General features: G+C 62.5%; 17 protein-coding genes. 7 read left to right on the top strand and 10 right to left on the bottom strand.

All coding sequences use genetic code 11. From position 1 onward, the window contains the following. Positions 1-55 precede the first annotated feature (55 nt). Positions 56-433: a hypothetical protein gene (locus ABD987_RS17115; RefSeq protein ID WP_345393744.1), complete on the bottom strand. Its 378-nt coding sequence runs from the start codon at positions 431-433 to the stop codon at positions 56-58. Between the two features lie 246 nt (positions 434-679). On the opposite strand from ABD987_RS17115, the gene ABD987_RS17110 reads away from it, so the two are divergent. Beyond that, complete coding sequence (locus ABD987_RS17110; RefSeq protein WP_345393741.1) at positions 680-2,260, top strand: hypothetical protein; 1,581 nt, start codon at positions 680-682, stop codon at positions 2,258-2,260. Positions 2,261-2,376: 116 nt separating this feature from the next. Here ABD987_RS17110 and ABD987_RS17105 read toward each other — a convergent pair whose 3' ends face one another. Further along, positions 2,377-2,724 carry a hypothetical protein gene (locus ABD987_RS17105; protein ID WP_345393738.1) on the bottom strand — a complete coding sequence of 116 codons (348 nt, stop codon included), beginning with the start codon at positions 2,722-2,724 and terminating at the stop codon, positions 2,377-2,379. Between the two features lie 329 nt (positions 2,725-3,053). Here ABD987_RS17105 and ABD987_RS17100 point away from each other — a divergent pair, with 329 nt between their 5' ends. After that, on the top strand, positions 3,054-3,317 hold the full coding sequence (locus ABD987_RS17100) for a hypothetical protein (RefSeq protein ID WP_345393735.1): 264 nt from the start codon (positions 3,054-3,056) through the stop codon (positions 3,315-3,317). Positions 3,318-5,502: 2,185 nt separating this feature from the next. On the opposite strand, the gene ABD987_RS17095 is transcribed toward ABD987_RS17100, so the two are convergent. The 6 genes from ABD987_RS17095 to ABD987_RS17070 form a co-directional block, all read right to left on the bottom strand. Then, complete coding sequence (locus ABD987_RS17095; RefSeq protein WP_345393732.1) at positions 5,503-5,919, bottom strand: hypothetical protein; 417 nt, start codon at positions 5,917-5,919, stop codon at positions 5,503-5,505. Positions 5,920-6,442: 523 nt separating this feature from the next. Beyond that, entirely contained in the window at positions 6,443-6,994 is a 552-nt protein-coding gene (locus ABD987_RS17090; RefSeq protein WP_345393729.1) for a class IV adenylate cyclase, read from the bottom strand. Further along, complete coding sequence (locus ABD987_RS17085; RefSeq protein WP_345393726.1) at positions 6,972-7,508, bottom strand: GreA/GreB family elongation factor; 537 nt, start codon at positions 7,506-7,508, stop codon at positions 6,972-6,974. The genes ABD987_RS17090 and ABD987_RS17085 overlap by 23 nt, the downstream gene beginning before the upstream one ends. 54 nt (positions 7,509-7,562) lie before the next feature. Further along, positions 7,563-8,222, bottom strand: coding sequence for a class I SAM-dependent methyltransferase (locus ABD987_RS17080; protein WP_345393723.1), 660 nt, complete (start codon positions 8,220-8,222; stop codon positions 7,563-7,565). Next, the gene (locus ABD987_RS17075) at positions 8,219-8,776 is read right to left on the bottom strand and encodes a hypothetical protein (RefSeq protein WP_345393720.1); all 558 of its coding nucleotides are present in this window, start codon (positions 8,774-8,776) and stop codon (positions 8,219-8,221) included. The genes ABD987_RS17080 and ABD987_RS17075 overlap by 4 nt, the downstream gene beginning before the upstream one ends. Before the next feature lie 9 nt (positions 8,777-8,785). After that, on the bottom strand, positions 8,786-9,685 hold the full coding sequence (locus ABD987_RS17070; RefSeq protein ID WP_345393717.1) for a radical SAM protein: 900 nt from the start codon (positions 9,683-9,685) through the stop codon (positions 8,786-8,788). A gap of 33 nt (positions 9,686-9,718) precedes the next feature. Between ABD987_RS17070 and ABD987_RS17065 the strand changes: the two genes are divergently transcribed. Continuing rightward, positions 9,719-10,039 (top strand): hypothetical protein, encoded by a 321-nt coding sequence (locus ABD987_RS17065; protein ID WP_345393714.1) that lies wholly within the window; start codon positions 9,719-9,721, stop codon positions 10,037-10,039. 54 nt (positions 10,040-10,093) lie between these two features. Here the strand turns inward: ABD987_RS17065 and ABD987_RS17060 are convergent, their stop codons facing one another. After that, a complete protein-coding gene (locus ABD987_RS17060) occupies positions 10,094-10,339 on the bottom strand; it encodes a hypothetical protein (RefSeq protein WP_345393710.1) in 246 nt (81 codons plus the stop codon). A gap of 264 nt (positions 10,340-10,603) precedes the next feature. Here ABD987_RS17060 and ABD987_RS17055 point away from each other — a divergent pair, with 264 nt between their 5' ends. Further along, positions 10,604-11,878 (top strand): helix-turn-helix domain-containing protein, encoded by a 1,275-nt coding sequence (locus ABD987_RS17055; protein WP_345393707.1) that lies wholly within the window; start codon positions 10,604-10,606, stop codon positions 11,876-11,878. Then, positions 11,875-12,393: an NUDIX domain-containing protein gene (locus tag ABD987_RS17050; RefSeq protein WP_345393704.1), complete on the top strand. Its 519-nt coding sequence runs from the start codon at positions 11,875-11,877 to the stop codon at positions 12,391-12,393. Before ABD987_RS17055 ends, ABD987_RS17050 begins: the two co-directional genes overlap by 4 nt. On the opposite strand, the gene ABD987_RS17045 is transcribed toward ABD987_RS17050, so the two are convergent. Continuing rightward, positions 12,390-12,629 (bottom strand): helix-turn-helix domain-containing protein, encoded by a 240-nt coding sequence (locus ABD987_RS17045; RefSeq protein ID WP_345393701.1) that lies wholly within the window; start codon positions 12,627-12,629, stop codon positions 12,390-12,392. The two genes, ABD987_RS17050 and ABD987_RS17045, sit on opposite strands and share 4 nt — an antisense overlap. Positions 12,630-12,886: 257 nt before the next feature. Between ABD987_RS17045 and ABD987_RS17040 the strand changes: the two genes are divergently transcribed. Together ABD987_RS17040 and ABD987_RS17035 are read left to right on the top strand one after the other, a co-directional pair. Then, a complete protein-coding gene (locus tag ABD987_RS17040; RefSeq protein WP_345393698.1) occupies positions 12,887-13,984 on the top strand; it encodes a hypothetical protein in 1,098 nt (365 codons plus the stop codon). 264 nt (positions 13,985-14,248) lie between these two features. Further along, positions 14,249-14,383, top strand: coding sequence for a hypothetical protein (locus tag ABD987_RS17035; protein WP_345393695.1), 135 nt, complete (start codon positions 14,249-14,251; stop codon positions 14,381-14,383). The last annotated feature ends 16 nt before the right edge of the window (positions 14,384-14,399 follow it).

Raw genomic sequence — 14,399 nt, 5'->3', positions numbered from 1 at the left:
GGAGCGGGCGTGGGTCGGCCAGGGATGGTCGCGATGCTTGGTTGCGCGAGGTCAGTCAGCGCGACAGCGGACTGCAGTCCCGGTTGCCGTACAACTCCCGGAACGTCGCCTCTGCGAAAGTGGTCGGATCCAAGATCGTGTACGTGTACGGATTGCCGAAGATCGTCGTCACGCGACGCTCGATGACCTCGGCGTCATCGTTCTGGGGGTCTTCGCTGAGGTACCTCACGTGATCGAGAATGCCGGGATCACGGGTCCACTCATCGATGATGGCGACGACGGCGAGCGTGAATTGCTGGAAGTCGCCGTTGCATGCTCGAACGCCGTAGCCAGACATCACCCAAGAGCGGATGTAGTCGGCCAGGCACTCGTGGTCACCTTTGAAGGCAAGATCCTCTGATGAGGTGCCGAGCATGTACTCGTTGAAGTACACGACAACTTCTTTAAGTGAACTAATTAGAATGGACATGCTGGCCTCCAAGATATGAAGGCCGACCCACATATAGTTATAACACATATAGCAAGTAATTGCAATAGCAAATATCGAAGACGTGTTTAGGTTGTGACGTTGCTCTGTTCGGTGGCGTTGGCGACGGCGATTGGCGTCATTGCGAGTCGGCCGAAGCGGCAGGCTAGGCTGCGAAGCTCGGGACCTTGGTCGAGATGGAGCTGTTCGCCCGTGGACAAACGGCCTGTCAGCGTATCGGATCGGACAGTAAGTGGCGATCTGAAGCACCTTGTCACAGTGGGGTTGTCGTCAACTAGCCTGGCGGCGTGCCACGGTTTGGCTGGGCTGGTCCTGGGGGAGCTGGGCATTTTCTGGGAAGTTGACGCTGATACACGCGCTGCGCTTCTGGATGAAGTTCTGCGTCGGGTGGTGACTCAGGGGCGGGGACAGGCCCTCGAACTTGTGGCGGAAAGCGTCGATGCCCCTGGTAAGAAGCACTTCTTTTTTGTGGCGGCTGCAGGGGAGCTTCTGCGGCTGGGTGACAAGGCAGATTTTGTGACCATTTGGGAGGCTCGACGTAATGGTCCTAACGCGATTAAAGAGGATTGGAAGACACTCCTGAAAAAGGCTGGCAAGGGCGGGGTTATGGTTGAGCGTCGTCTCCGAGCCGGCATTTGGCTGGGTTATAAGGCTGCGATCAGTGGTCTACGTAACCAAGGTGACTCGTTCGCTGCCCTCGAAGTAGCCATCAAGGCGTACCTGGTTTCTGGCGAAGTAGCGAAGGACCTCCGGGAGCGGTTCAGCTCGGAAGAGGCCACTGCGGATGGTGAAGGTGCATCGTCGACCCCTCAGCCTGAACAGGAGGCAGACGCTCACCAGGTTGATGAGCCATCCTGGGGGCAGCGCTTCTCGGACGCGATCGATGACAAGGTTCTCCTGTGGCTAAAAGGCATTGAGTGCTGGGTGCGGGAGAATCGGTACCGAGTAGGGCCTGTCCATGACGAGGCCCGCAGGAAATGCAGGATAGCCCTGCTGGCGGTCGGTGTTATGTCGGCGGTGATCGTCGCGACTCACTACGCGAAGGAGATCTTCGTGCATAGGGAGGATGTGCCGCTGCTTAGCGTTGGCCACGTGCCACCTCAAGCTGATGCCTCTCCTGCCCCGCCGCCCAGCCAGCAACGCGTCACGAAGCCTCCGCAGCCCGCCTTCGACAACACCCACGGGTGGGGCCCTGAGCGGCAGACCTTCACGTCGGCCCACCCAGCGCCGTACGCGGTGTTCAACTCCATAACGGATCGAGTTCCTCATGGAGACGAGCGGAACTTCATGCAATGCCACGACAAGGAGGATCGGCATTGGGACACTAGCCTGGTCGCCCGCGACGGCCACGCGTACGAGTGTTTCCTCTTATTTAGCAACGATGTGGCAGAAAACCTTGGCCAGGGCAACACCGCCGCCCAGATGCATAACGCGAGGGTGCGCGCCATCTTGCCTGGCCCATCGACCTACAATCCTGGCATCGTTGGCCACTTGTCTGCCGACAACGCCATGGCAGTATGGGCGAGCTGCAACTTCCTGGCCGCGCGCCCGATCACGATCACCTACCTGCCGAAGACGGCAAGGATGTTCACGAACAGAACACCCGTAGACGGACTCCGGCTCGCGGAGACCTATGCGGACGGCGGTGACGTGGTGGACGGTCTGGTCGGCCAGAAGGGCGCGCTACTGGGAACCAGCTCGCAAGACGGAGTCTTGCGCCAGGATGCAGGCTACGTTCTCTTCGACGTCAAGGTGGCTCTCGATCCTAAGTAGTCCTTCGCACCAGGAGCGGAGGCAGGGCGGGAGCGTTCAAGGGCAGCTGGACTGCTGCCTCTCGACCGACTCCCGCCCTTGGCGTCACCGAGATGCACGCTCGATGAGATCTGGAGCTACTCGCTCGCGGCCTTCCCGCGGCGCGTCCCCGGCTGAGGAGCGTTCGCGGCTGGCTTCTCGCCGGCCTTCTTCTCCTCATCCCCGCCGAAGATGGCAGCGATGGCTGCTCGCTCGGTCTGGGCCTTACGCTCGATCTCGGCGCGGACGGCTTCGGCCTTCTTGAGGATGACCGGGTCGGCCTTGGTCTTCTCGATCCAGTGCTCCAGGGCCAGGCGGATCTCCTCAGTTGCGCTGCGGCCGGTGAGCTGCGCAACGATGTCCAGCTGTGCACGAAGATCCTCGGTGATGCGGACAGCCAGCGTCCTCAGCTGACCCGAGCCCGCGGTGGTAGTTGGCTCGCTCATCGCGAGCACCTCCTCGATGGGGTGCGGCCGACGAACCTGGTGGTTCGTCTGCTGAGCCGCAGGACACCGACGAGCAGCTGGCACGCGTTGCGCCACAACGCACTCCTATTGATCACTCACGTTGCTAATTTTCGCAACCGTATATTCGCTTGCGATGTAAGAATCACACCGCCTATCGCTGAACACTGCGGAGGTGACTGCGGTGGTCGGCAGGTCGAACGCTCATCATTTCGACGGAAGCCCGGAACACCACGCCTCTGTGCAGGAGACGTTGAGAGTGATCGAAGTGCTTGACCAAACAATCAAACTGGCGCACAGTAGAAAGCAGTATGACAAACGAACAGCTATTTGAAGATTTAAAACAGTACGTCTCGGCGACAGTGTCGCAGGCAACGGGCGACTTGGTGACTGAGATCAGCTCAGTCAGGGCGGAGGTGACTTCGCTTAAAGATGAGGTTAACAAACGCTTCGATGATGTCGATGAGCGCCTGAATGAAATTCAGAACGCGGTCGGACGCGATGTTGCCGAGCATGACACGGAAATCCGCGACCTCGATAAACGCGTACGTCGCCTTGAAGCACGGGCGGCCTAAAAGACTGAGCTGTCCTATGATACGTCGCAGAACCACCCTTCACACACTTCTCGCTGGAGTCGGCGAGTGGGATGATATGCTTCTTTCCGCGGCCGAGGCCTGGCTTATGACCCGCTGCACCAGGGATCAATTGATCAAGATCGCTGATCGGAGCGGGCGCCATGAAATCGCACCAGCGTACTCAGCTGATCCCGTTAAAGCGGTGCTGGCAAGCGACTTAGTCGAGCGACTAACGCCCTCTGAACTCCTCAACGCCTGGCAACAGGTCATGCACGAAGAAACCGAAAGCGAAGCCGCCTTCGATCGGGTGCTTGAACGTGCGCCTCGACGGCACGACCGCACGTCCTGAAGTCGCCGACCTTAACCAGCTCGGCGGCGGTCCGAGGGCCCAAGCCGTAGGCGGATCGCGTCAAGGTTCGGCCCCTCGGCCTGAGACTCAGTGATCTCTCGGAGACGCCGAGCGTTCCGTCGTCCCGCGGCAAGGCTGATTGTTCGGCGGATCCCTGCGCTGGCTGGCGACCGCCCACGGGCCTGCTCCATTGAGAGAAGGCGTCAAGTTTGAGTCTCGCCTCTGGTTTGTCTTCGCGCACGGCCGACTGCGAAGTGAACCGCGCGCAGCAGTACGCACCCGCCGCTGTGGTGAGCTTGGTACACCGTTGGGCACAAGTGACCTGAGTAAGTTTTGCTCACTACCGAACAGTTCCTGGTGTAGATATCGTTGTCGCCGTCACGCGGCGACTCGGCCGCTGATCAGCCGTGGTGATCACTTCTCTTTGCCTTCGTCGGTGGCCGACGTCTGACCAGCGCCAATCGGCGCCCGGCTCGTTCGCGCTAGTCGTGCGCGAGCGCTTTCGGCTGCACCTTCACGGGCGTCTGCACCCCCTGGTTACGATCAGCCGTCGCCGGACTCGATCTTCTACTCCCATTCACTCGAAAGGGTAGTTTGATCTAGGTATCTGTTGTTCTCTTTCCAAATATCTGTAGTGCTATCACTCGATAGAGTGACATAAAGGGTGTCTATCCGGTGGTAGACAAAGGGTCCGTTACGCACGATCACCCCAGCAACCGTTTACCGTTCCGGAGATACCGGTCGTCGCATTTCGGCCAGATTCTTGTCAGATACCGACCCGTAACTTGGCGGAGTTCGCCAAGATGGCGTCTGCAACCCGAGGTGACCCCCTCGGGATGTAGACGCGGCTCCCAGTGACAGCTGGGAGCCGCGTGGAGTTGTCCGCAACACTGCTCGAACCTGCTAAGAACGAGGAAGGCGACGAACTTGTCGACCGTACCGCCGCATGGCGACAAAGCACCACAGCGACAATCCCCCGATCGGACCACACGCCATAACGATGCGACCTACGTCAGCTTGGACGAACTCTTCGACGTGGCTGCTGAACCGGCCTTGGCATCCCTGCCTGTGGGCGTGGTTCTCGAGCCGGCATGCCGGAGGTTGCGGCAGGGGTACCGTCACGGCCGGTCCGAGCATCCGGGGTGGGACCTGCTTCGCCAGGTCTTCCTCGGTGGTTGGGCGCACGCTGGACCCTCTGCGCTTCTGCTGGGAGTGATCGGCGTCGCCGTGTGCGGCATTCTCCTGGCCAGCTCGGTTGCCTTGACCGCGGCCGGTGCTGCGTTGGCTGCTTTGCTGGGACTCCTCCAGTGGAAGCGCTGGCACGCTGACAAGATCCGCTGCAGCTGACCTCTGGGGGATCTATAAGGAGGTGGGCGGGTCCGGGGCTGCATGACTCAGCCCCGGACCCGCCCGGCTCTTCGTTCCCGGCGTGCTTTGCGCTTGCTGCCATTGAATCGGCAGCGTGGCGCCGGGGACACCGCTGTCAGAGTCGTCTGCGGTCCTAGATGAGACCACTCTTGTGCCGCTGCGTGACGGCGTCCGGCCGAGCACAGCCAGATTCAGTCGGCCGAGCTGATTCGAGCGAACGCATGAACGATGTCGCCATGGAGCTGTCGGTGGGGCGGTGAAGCAGGAGTCCGCCGGCACTTGAGTACACGACGTCGCAGACCAAGAGCTGCTGGTTTCCGCCAGCCCCCATGGCCCCGCGCAGGGTGGCACCTGGACATCGCGCCCGACGGCCTGGCCAAAAGTCACCGTCGTCCCGAGGTCCGAAGGCAGGCGATGTGTGAGATGGCTGTCGACGAAGCGAGGAAATGATAGCCGCGGCGGAGCCGATCAGTCGGACGTGTCGTTGACGGTGAAGTGGTTGCTGTAGGGATCGGTAGGTTCCTCGTGCACGATGATCCGCCACGCGGCCGCGCACAGAGTTTCTGACCAGCGTCGGCCGATGCCACCGGGTACCTGTGACTCCCAGGTGCCTTGCACCGCGTCGAGATGTCGGTGTAGGCGGGGGTTATCGAAGAACATCAGGATGTACTTGGCCCGCTCGGTCCACATTGTCCGATGCCGTTTCGGGTTCGGCTCGCTGATGATGAACTTGAGCTTCTCCTGGAGGTATTCCTGCGAAAATCCCTCATTGTTGCCGGAGCTAGTTAGCCTGGAGAATTCGAGCCACCACTGGTTGTCCGGTGTCCAGGGAGGCAGCATCCGTGCGGAATTTTGAACGATCATGATGTCTTCGTCCAAGCTCATAACTCGCTATACTAGCGGGCTTTACAAGCCTCGCTCAAGCTACGCTGTGGCGCGGCTTGAGCGGACGAGGTCGCGGCGATCGCCGCTCAATGGCGGTTCGTCGAATGGATCCACGCCGACGTCCGCATCCAGCCTCCCGCCGGGGCGGTGCCCGAACAGGGGCTGGTCTGTCGCACCGCCACCCGTGACGGGCACGATGACCGGGCGCGTGAAACTCCGCCTCGGCGTCCCTGTCGAACGTCTTCTCAAACGGACCTCCACGCGGTGCCACGGCTCGTCTAGGAGACACTGCGACAGGTATCGGAGTGTAGCCACTGACGAACCCGCGCCCCACCGGTCGCAGGGTCAGCTGGTGGGTACCCCCGAACCGGTCAAGACTGCTGATCCGGCTTGCGCTCACAATGGCGGCAGCGCCGATTTCGGGCGGTGAGTGTGAGGGGGTATTGGGGAAACAGCCGTCGAGGAGGTGTTCTGCTGTGGTGGGCAGAGACCGAACAAACGATCGTGCCACGGAATGATCGACTCAAAACGTGAGGTGAGCCTCTTCTAAAATGTTTCGACCAAGCTCCTGCTGGTATAGCTCGTCGACAGCCCCAAAAGTCGCCTGGGCGAAGTCCAGGCCGAGTTCCGCGGCGACGCGACGAACCGCGTCCTCGTCGGGGCCTTCTACCTCGAGGAACGTGGGGAGGCCGGGCCAGGTGTCGAAGTCGAAGGTGATCTCGTGTAGCCGCCACTCCTCGCGGTAGTTCTCTTGGTAGCGCACCGGCTGCAGGCCAACGGCCTCAAGCAGCTGCTGTGTGGCCTCGAAATCGCCGACGGCTGTCTGGACTTCGAGCACGCTGTCGACGGTTGAGCTGGCACCGGTGGCCTGCTTGTACGTCAGCATGATGACCTCAGCCTCCTGGCGGAGGCGCAGCCAGCCGCGCTTGCCCTCGATCTCGTCGTTCTGGAAAATGACCCGCTTCATCAGGGTTCGCTCAAAGGCCCGTACGGCGCCACGGGCAGCGAGCTTGGCGGTCAACCCCGCCACGTCGACGTGGGTGAAGCGGGCTTCATACTCCGGCTGAAGACTCATCTGTTCCTTGCTCTACTAGGGGCTCGGGGAAGTACTCCTCGGCGACGGCGATGTCTTTGACCGTGATCGTCACGCGTCGCTCGCCGATCGTGCCGCTGATGCTGTCGCCGACTTTGGCACCGAGGAGGAGTTGGCCGAGTGGGGACTGGGCCGACACCTCATCCTCATCGCCATCGATGAGGAAGTAGCTGCCAATGACGACTTCGTCGTCGTCGCGCAGGTCGCTGCGGGCGTATCGGACTCGGCAGCCAATCTCGGCCCTGTCACCAGCCGGCCGCTCGGTGACTATCGTGGCCTGGTCGCGAATCGCTTGCAGCTCTTTAAGCTTGGCGTAAGCGGCGCGGGCCTGCTGCTGCGCCTCGTCGAAGGCTGGGTTGTCATGCCAGGTTTCGCTCGAGACGTCGACGGCTTCGCCAATGTCACCGAGGTTCGCCTTGTACCGACGTTCGTGTCGTGCCATCTCGGCTTCGAGTCGTTCGATGTCGCGAGGCATGAACAGGAACTTGGCTGGCATGTCGGTCTCCTCGGCGCTGTCCTCGCGCCGCCCTCGGCCCGAGCGAGAGGGAGGTCACCGTATCATGTCGTCGCTCTCGCGCCCCCGACGTCGAGCGACCACGAACCCCATCCGGTGAATGTGTGGCCTGGGCTGAGCTAGGTGAGGTTGCTCAACGAATGCCGGGGTGTACGCATCCCATGTTGGACTCCAGCCTGCCAAATAGCTCCAGATCGCTCCCTGCTCGAGGTAGTGCTCGGATGCAACGTGCGCGGCCGACACCGGCATGAAGTACTCGGCGCCGAGGATGCCGCTGTGCTTCACACACCGTGTCAACGCATCGATGAAGACGTCGAGCGGCTGGTCATGGTTCAAGGAGTAGTGCCATGAGCAACTTGTCCACACGGCGTCGCACGGTGGTACTTCGAGCTCGCGCACATCCCCCTCAATGATCGTGACCCTGTCTTCGAGTCGCGCTTGTCGTACCAGGCCAGCCAGCCCGCCGCTGTCATACGCTTCCTCCGGCTGACCGGAAGACGCTCCATCCGTGCCAAAGAGAGCCGAGCCGTTGACATCGACTGCCGTCACCTCGTAGCCGGCCTTGGCGAGAGGTGCGACGAACTTGCCGTCCGCGGCGCCGACGACCGCCACGGAGCTGATCGTGGGTTCACGCTGCACTGTCTCGAAGAAGAGCGGAAAGAAGGTGCGGGTCGCCGCCCACAGCGAGGTGCTCATCTGTACTGCCCTTCTTCTAGCTTCGCGGTCACGAGCTGGACAATCCGGTCGGCGGTGACTTCCGGCGAGTTCTCGTCGTTCGGTACTTCGACATCGGCAAAGGGGCGGTAAGCACCGCGGATGGGCTCGGTGGAATCCTCCGCGCGCTGGTGCCAATGCGGTGGGACACCGCGCTGCCGGATTCGCTCGCGCCTGATCGGATCGTCGCAGGTGACCATGACTGAGAGCACCGGTTTCGGCACCAGTGTCCAGGGAGAGACCCAGAGCGTCGAGCCCATGCCGATGTGGAAGGCCATGGCGCGCCCGATGTAGCTTTCAGCGACCCACAGCGAATCGGTCGGGGCCGCCGCAGCCCGCTGGCAAGCGGTCGCGATGGCCCACACGTAGAACAGGTGCCGGAACGTCGGGTCGTCGCCGTCGTCGGCCTGTTTGCGGTAGACGCCGAGGTCACGGGGGATGGTTGGCAGAAGCTGGGCGTCAAGGCGTTCGGCCACCAGCGGTGCCAGCGTCGATTTGCCGACCCCAGACAGCCCTTCGATCGCCACGATGCGCACTCGTCTCTCCTAGGCTTTGGCGACGTAGTTGACCTGCGGGATGCCGAGCAGTACTTCGTCATGGTCGGTCGGCCGATGCGCTACCTGCCCCTTCGTGAAGTCCCAGACGAAGGCGTGCGCATCCTTCCCCACCGCCTTACAGGACATCGTCAACCCGCCGGCAGGGGTCATCTCTATGCGATCGAGGTGCTGTCCCTGCTCCGCGGCGCCGCAAGCCACTGCGGAGGAAGCCGCCAGAAGGTCATCGTCGAGCTGGAGTGGCAGCTGGTCGCTGCACGCGTTCAGGCTGGCCTTGACCGCCTCAGCGTCGAGCAGTTCCAGGTGCGCGTTGCGCCGGGCGTTGCCGACGAGGCGCAGCTGATGCAGTTTCAAGGAGGCGACGCCACGATCGGCAAGCAGATCGACAAGTTCCGGAAGATCGTCGACGTTGAGGCTGGTGATCGTCATGGTGACGCCAACGCGGAAACCGAGGTCAACGGCATACTCGATGGTTTCGATCGCGTCGTAGAAGCTGCCCGTTGTCCGAATTTCGTCATGAGCTGGCTGCAGGCCGTCCAGTGACACGCGCAGGTGATCGAGCCTGCCGACGAGTGCTGGAAGCTTGCGCCTGAAGATGCCGTGGCCGTTGGTGCAGATCTCCGTGCGCAGGTCGAGGTTGTGGGCGTCCGCGGTGATATCGGCGATGTCGCTGTGCAGGAACGGCTCGCCACCAAGCAGCACGACCTGGCTGGTGCGGTGGTTGTGGACGAAATACTGCATGATCTCGGCGGCGTCTTGGCGTGAGATCCGTTCCTTGCGCTTGAGATTCTCTCCGTGAAAGCAGTGCGCACACGAGAAGTTGCAGCGAAAGAGTAGCTGCAAATACAGCGTCTCGATCTCGCGAATTCCCGTGACCTCGGTGATGCTCATGACGGTAAACAGCGCTCCTTACTGGGGGTTGGAATGGTCGCCTGGGTCTGGGCTTGGCGACCGGCGGTAGGGCGGGCGAAGCCGAACGAGCGCAGCGCGGTGAAGAACGATGGTCGCTTCGGGATCGAGCGCCAGGCGACGGACGTTGACGTCGCCGAGTTGCTCCTCGTCGAGCCGGTTCTGTGGCTTCGTCTGCTCGAACTGGAGGTACTGCCGGCCGCCGCGGCCACGGGCAATCTGCACAGCCAACGTGCTGACGGCGCAGATAACGACGACGAGCACTACGCCAGTCGATGTCAGGAGCCAGAGCATGGAGGAGTGGGCGAAAGCCGGTTCAAGCCGCCGACCGTTTGACGTTGTTCGGGCTTCTGTGAGAGCTGTGGCGTCTCGACCACGACCGCCATAGCGTCAGAAGCCTTCGCGCAGCCGGTAGGCCTGCCGTACAAGCTGGCACGGCCAGGTCGCCATGCAGCAGGCGCAGTCACCCGTGGCTGGATCCGGCTCGTGCAGCACGAACGTCAAGGTGATCAGGCTGTAGAGCTGCGTCGGCTCCGGGATCCGCTCACAGATCGTTGCCGACAGCCGGTTCAGCCGTCGCTGCCAAGCGCAGGACACTCGTGGGCCGGTGCGCAGGTCGATCGTTCGTACGGCCATGATGACCGCTCCGTCCGTCTTGTCGTCGATCTTGGACGGCATCCGGCGCCGAGGGCTTCGCCCGGCCGTCGGGGATGAACGGCCAGTGACGCCACTCGGGTATGGCGTCCTCCCCGGCGCCGGATACCGCTTCTGACCTTGGTCGGCGGCGTCAAAGGTGCCCAGGGAAAAGATCGGGAAAATTGCGGGAAAAGACCGGCAACCACAGGACCTGACCTGCGGTAATGTGGCCAGGCGGCGCGGGCCGTATACGGAGGGGTGCGTATGGTCGCCAAGCGCGACGGACTGGCACGGGCACGGCGAGCAGCTGGCTACACGCAGGAGACGCTCGCCGAGGCACTGACGGTCGATGTCAAGACGATCGGTAACTGGGAATCGGGGAAGACCGAGCCGCTGCCATACAAGCGCCCCAAGTTGGCCACTGTTCTGAACATCAGCGCGGACCGCCTTGAGGTGCTGCTGCGCGAGGACTTGCCGTACGCGACGGCCGATTCGCGCGGCGAGCACCAGGTCGGCGAAGGAGTGGTCGCGAGCGTTGAGGAACAGGGACGTACGCCTCGGGCGGTGCCAGGCGTGTGTCCCGACCGACCGACACAGCCAGATCGGCAGGCCGACCTCGCCACCATCCAGGCTAAGGCGACCGCATTCCAGGTAGCGGACCGAAAGGTCGGTGGCGGCCGGATCTATTCGACCGTGGTCGAGTACCTGCAGACCGAGATTAGCCCGCGCCTCTTCGACCCAACCAGTGACATCCTGGGCGAGCGCTTGTTCGAGGCGGCCGCCTCACTGACGGAGATCGCCGGATGGATGGCCCACGATAGTGGCCGTGATCAGCACGCCAAGCGTCACTTCAGCCAGTCATATCGGCTCGCGAAGGCGGTGGATCACCCTGCGCTCCTTGCCAACGTCTGCGCCAGCATGAGCCACCTCGCTGGTCAGCTCCACCAGGCGAAGGACGCCGTCCGGATCGCCCAAATCGGCTTGACGCATGCTGAGCGGGGCCCGGCTCGGCAGCGGCTGTCAGCGCGGTTGCACGCCATGAGCGCCCGCGGTTTCGCCATGCAAGGCGATACTGAAGCGAGCCGCCGATCCCTGATGGACGCAGAACGCGTGCTGGAGCGCCTGCACGAGGACACGCCTGCGGAATGGATCAGTCAGTTCGACGAAGCGTCGTTGGCTGGTGAGGCAGCCCTCTGCTTCGACGCACTCGGCGACCGCAGACAAGCCGAGCGTCAGGCCCGCCGCGTGCTTGAGCTGCGGGTCGGCGACCGGGTGCGTAGCCGCGCCTTCGGGCAGCTGACGCTTGCCGAGGTGCTCATCGGCGGCGGCGAGATTGATGAGGCGGCTTCGCTCGGCCGCGAGGTATGCACGGCCCTCGGGGCGCTCACCTCAAGTCGTGTGAGCAGTCGACTTACCGATCTCAAGACAGCCTTGAAGCCACACCGCGCAGTGCCCGAAGTGCAGCTGTTCCTGGCAGACTGCAGTCATGTTCTGCAACCCGCGACTGCGCCGAAATCCGACACATCGTGGCCGGTGTGACTGAGGACGATGCGGCCCGCTTCGCGTACCTGGCCGAAGGCAACGCCAAGCAGGCGCGTAAGCGTGTCGCCGCCGACGTACTGATTACCGACCGGGCAGGCCGCGTGCTGTTGGTGGACCCCACCTACAAGGAGGGATGGGACCTCCCAGGTGGGATGGCCGAGGCCAACGAGCCGCCGCGGGCCGCCGCCGAGCGGGAACTACGCGAGGAACTCGGCCTGGCGCTGACCGTCGGCAGGCTGCTGCTTGTCGAGTGGTTACCACCGCATGGGCCGTGGGACGACCAGCTGATGTTCGTCTTCGATGGCGGTGTGCTTGACGACGCGATGGCGGCGAACCTACGTCTGACCGACGAGGAACTGGCGGGGCTGCGGTTCGTGACGCTGACCGAGGCGAAGCCGCTGCTCAAGCCGCGACTGTGGTCGCAGCTCGACAAGTCGCTCGCGGCGCGGACGTCGGGCGACGTGGCGTACGCGGAACTTGCGCCAGACACTGCGGGTAAGCAGAAAGACTAGCTTTCGGGCCAGAGGCGCTGGACGATTGCCACGACGGTGGTTCTCAGTGCGGTTGCTACCTGGTGCAGCTCGATGACGTCGAGTCGCCGCTCGCCGGCCTCGTACTTGCTCACGAACGACTGCGGCTCGTCGAGCTGCTCGGCGACCCGCACCTGCGTCAGCCCGGCTTCCTGGCGAAGTTCACGAAGAACTGTGCAGAGCCGCTGGTACTCCGCCGAATAAATCGACTTGTCCACCGAGGTAGAGCACAGTAACCCTTGCCGATATCCCAAAATAGGATATCGTCGGTGCGTGTCGAGGAAGTGGCCTTGACCAGCGGATTCTCCGAGGAGGTGACCACATGCGCATCGTTACGAGCGGTGGTGGCGGCGGAACTGGCGGCTGAGCCGCGTTCATGCTGCCGTGGACAACGAACCCCCTGGACGCTGTACTCGTCCAGGGGGTTCGGTTCGCTATTCAACATCAAAACAAAGCTTGATACAATTAAGAGTAGATGGATCACCTGCTCGACCAGCTCTACAAGACCAAACTCCGCCTCGCCGGGCTGGTTACTGCCCTCTTCGGCGTTGGCTTCCTCTTCCTGTCGCACACTGCGGCCACCGTGCCGACGTTGAGGTGGCTCGTCGCCTGGCCGACAAGCGAACTCGGCACCACACTCCTTAGCGCTGGTGTCGTCGCGGTCATCTTCGAGTACTACGCCAGGCGGGAAGCTGATGAACGAGCGACGGCGCACTTCCGCCGCGCCATACGGCAGGAAGCGCCGGCGATTCGTGACGCGGTGCTCCACAGCTTCGCCTTCAACCCGGACACGTTGAAGAACATCGCCTCGAACGAGACCCTCGACCGGATTGCTGCCAACGCCATCGGGCTTCGGCTCGGCGACCAGGCGTTGGCGCTCGAGGCGTATGCCGATCTTCGTGAGCAGGTCATCCGGTCGCCGGAGCGCTGGCGCGACGTCGAAGCGAACGTCTCCTTGAGTCCATGGGACGGTGGCCCGGCTGCAGGGAGTGGCTCCATGTTCGTAGCGACGATCCGCTGGGAATACAGGGTCAAGCCGGCCAGTACTGTCATGCGGTTCGCCTGCGTCTCCGACCAAACCGAGTATCGCGACCTGCTGCGCGACCCAACGACGAACTCCGTGTGGTACTTCGAACCACACGGTCGCATTGGCGCCCAGAGCCGCGATGCCTTCGAGCTGGTCCAGTTTACCGTCAACGGAGTCGAGCGAGCCATCCGTCGTACAGAGCGCCGCGGGGCGCAGCACTACACCGTGGTACTTGGTAAAGAGGCGGCTGGCAGCGACGAGCTGGTGATCGCACATACCTACCGGGTGCTCATTCAACGCCACAGCCACCTGCTGTACCTCGACCTGCCACGTCCCGCGAAGGACTTCCATGTCCAGTTCGGCTACGGCCACGCAGGGATCAAGTACGTCAACGTGCTGGACTACTTCGCTAGTCCCGAGGCTGCGCGCATCCAACGTTCACCAGCGTCTACGCCAGCCAAGATGATCGACGTCAGCTTCGACGGCCAGATCTTCCCGCGGGCAGGCGTCGCGTTCGTGTGGGTGCTGGAAGCCGAACTCAGTTAAATTTCAGTCCCTTCTTGCGAAATCTCCGGCCGAGGCACGGGCGATGGCGTCGAAGGAGTTCCTGCCCTCAACAGGCGGGACATCTGTCGGTGGCGCAGAGCGAATCGTGAGTTCGGCCGAACGGTGGCAGCGCTCACTACGTTCATACCAATAGGTACTCGAGAGTTGCATCCTTCAGGTAAACCTGGTGCTGCATGCGGCGAGATGCGTGTAGTGGGAACTTAGACTAAGCCTGGCCCTGCTGCGAAGAAGACGGGATTGTTGATGGAACAACAGGTCGAACCTGTAGCGATAGAAGCGAAGTCGCCACCGTTGACGCTGGAAGAGGTCGAGCAAGTCGAACTCGTCAGAAAGTTCCTGACCCCGATGATGACCGGTGAGGCTTGTGGCCCCGGCTAGTCCGGTTTCTACAGGC

Source organism: Amycolatopsis samaneae (genome assembly GCF_039541975.1).
In the GTDB taxonomy this organism is placed as follows: Bacteria; Actinomycetota; Actinomycetes; order Mycobacteriales; family Pseudonocardiaceae; genus Amycolatopsis; species Amycolatopsis samaneae.
The sequence above is the reverse complement of the archived record's forward strand: the minus strand, read 5'-3'. Positions and strand labels throughout refer to the sequence as shown.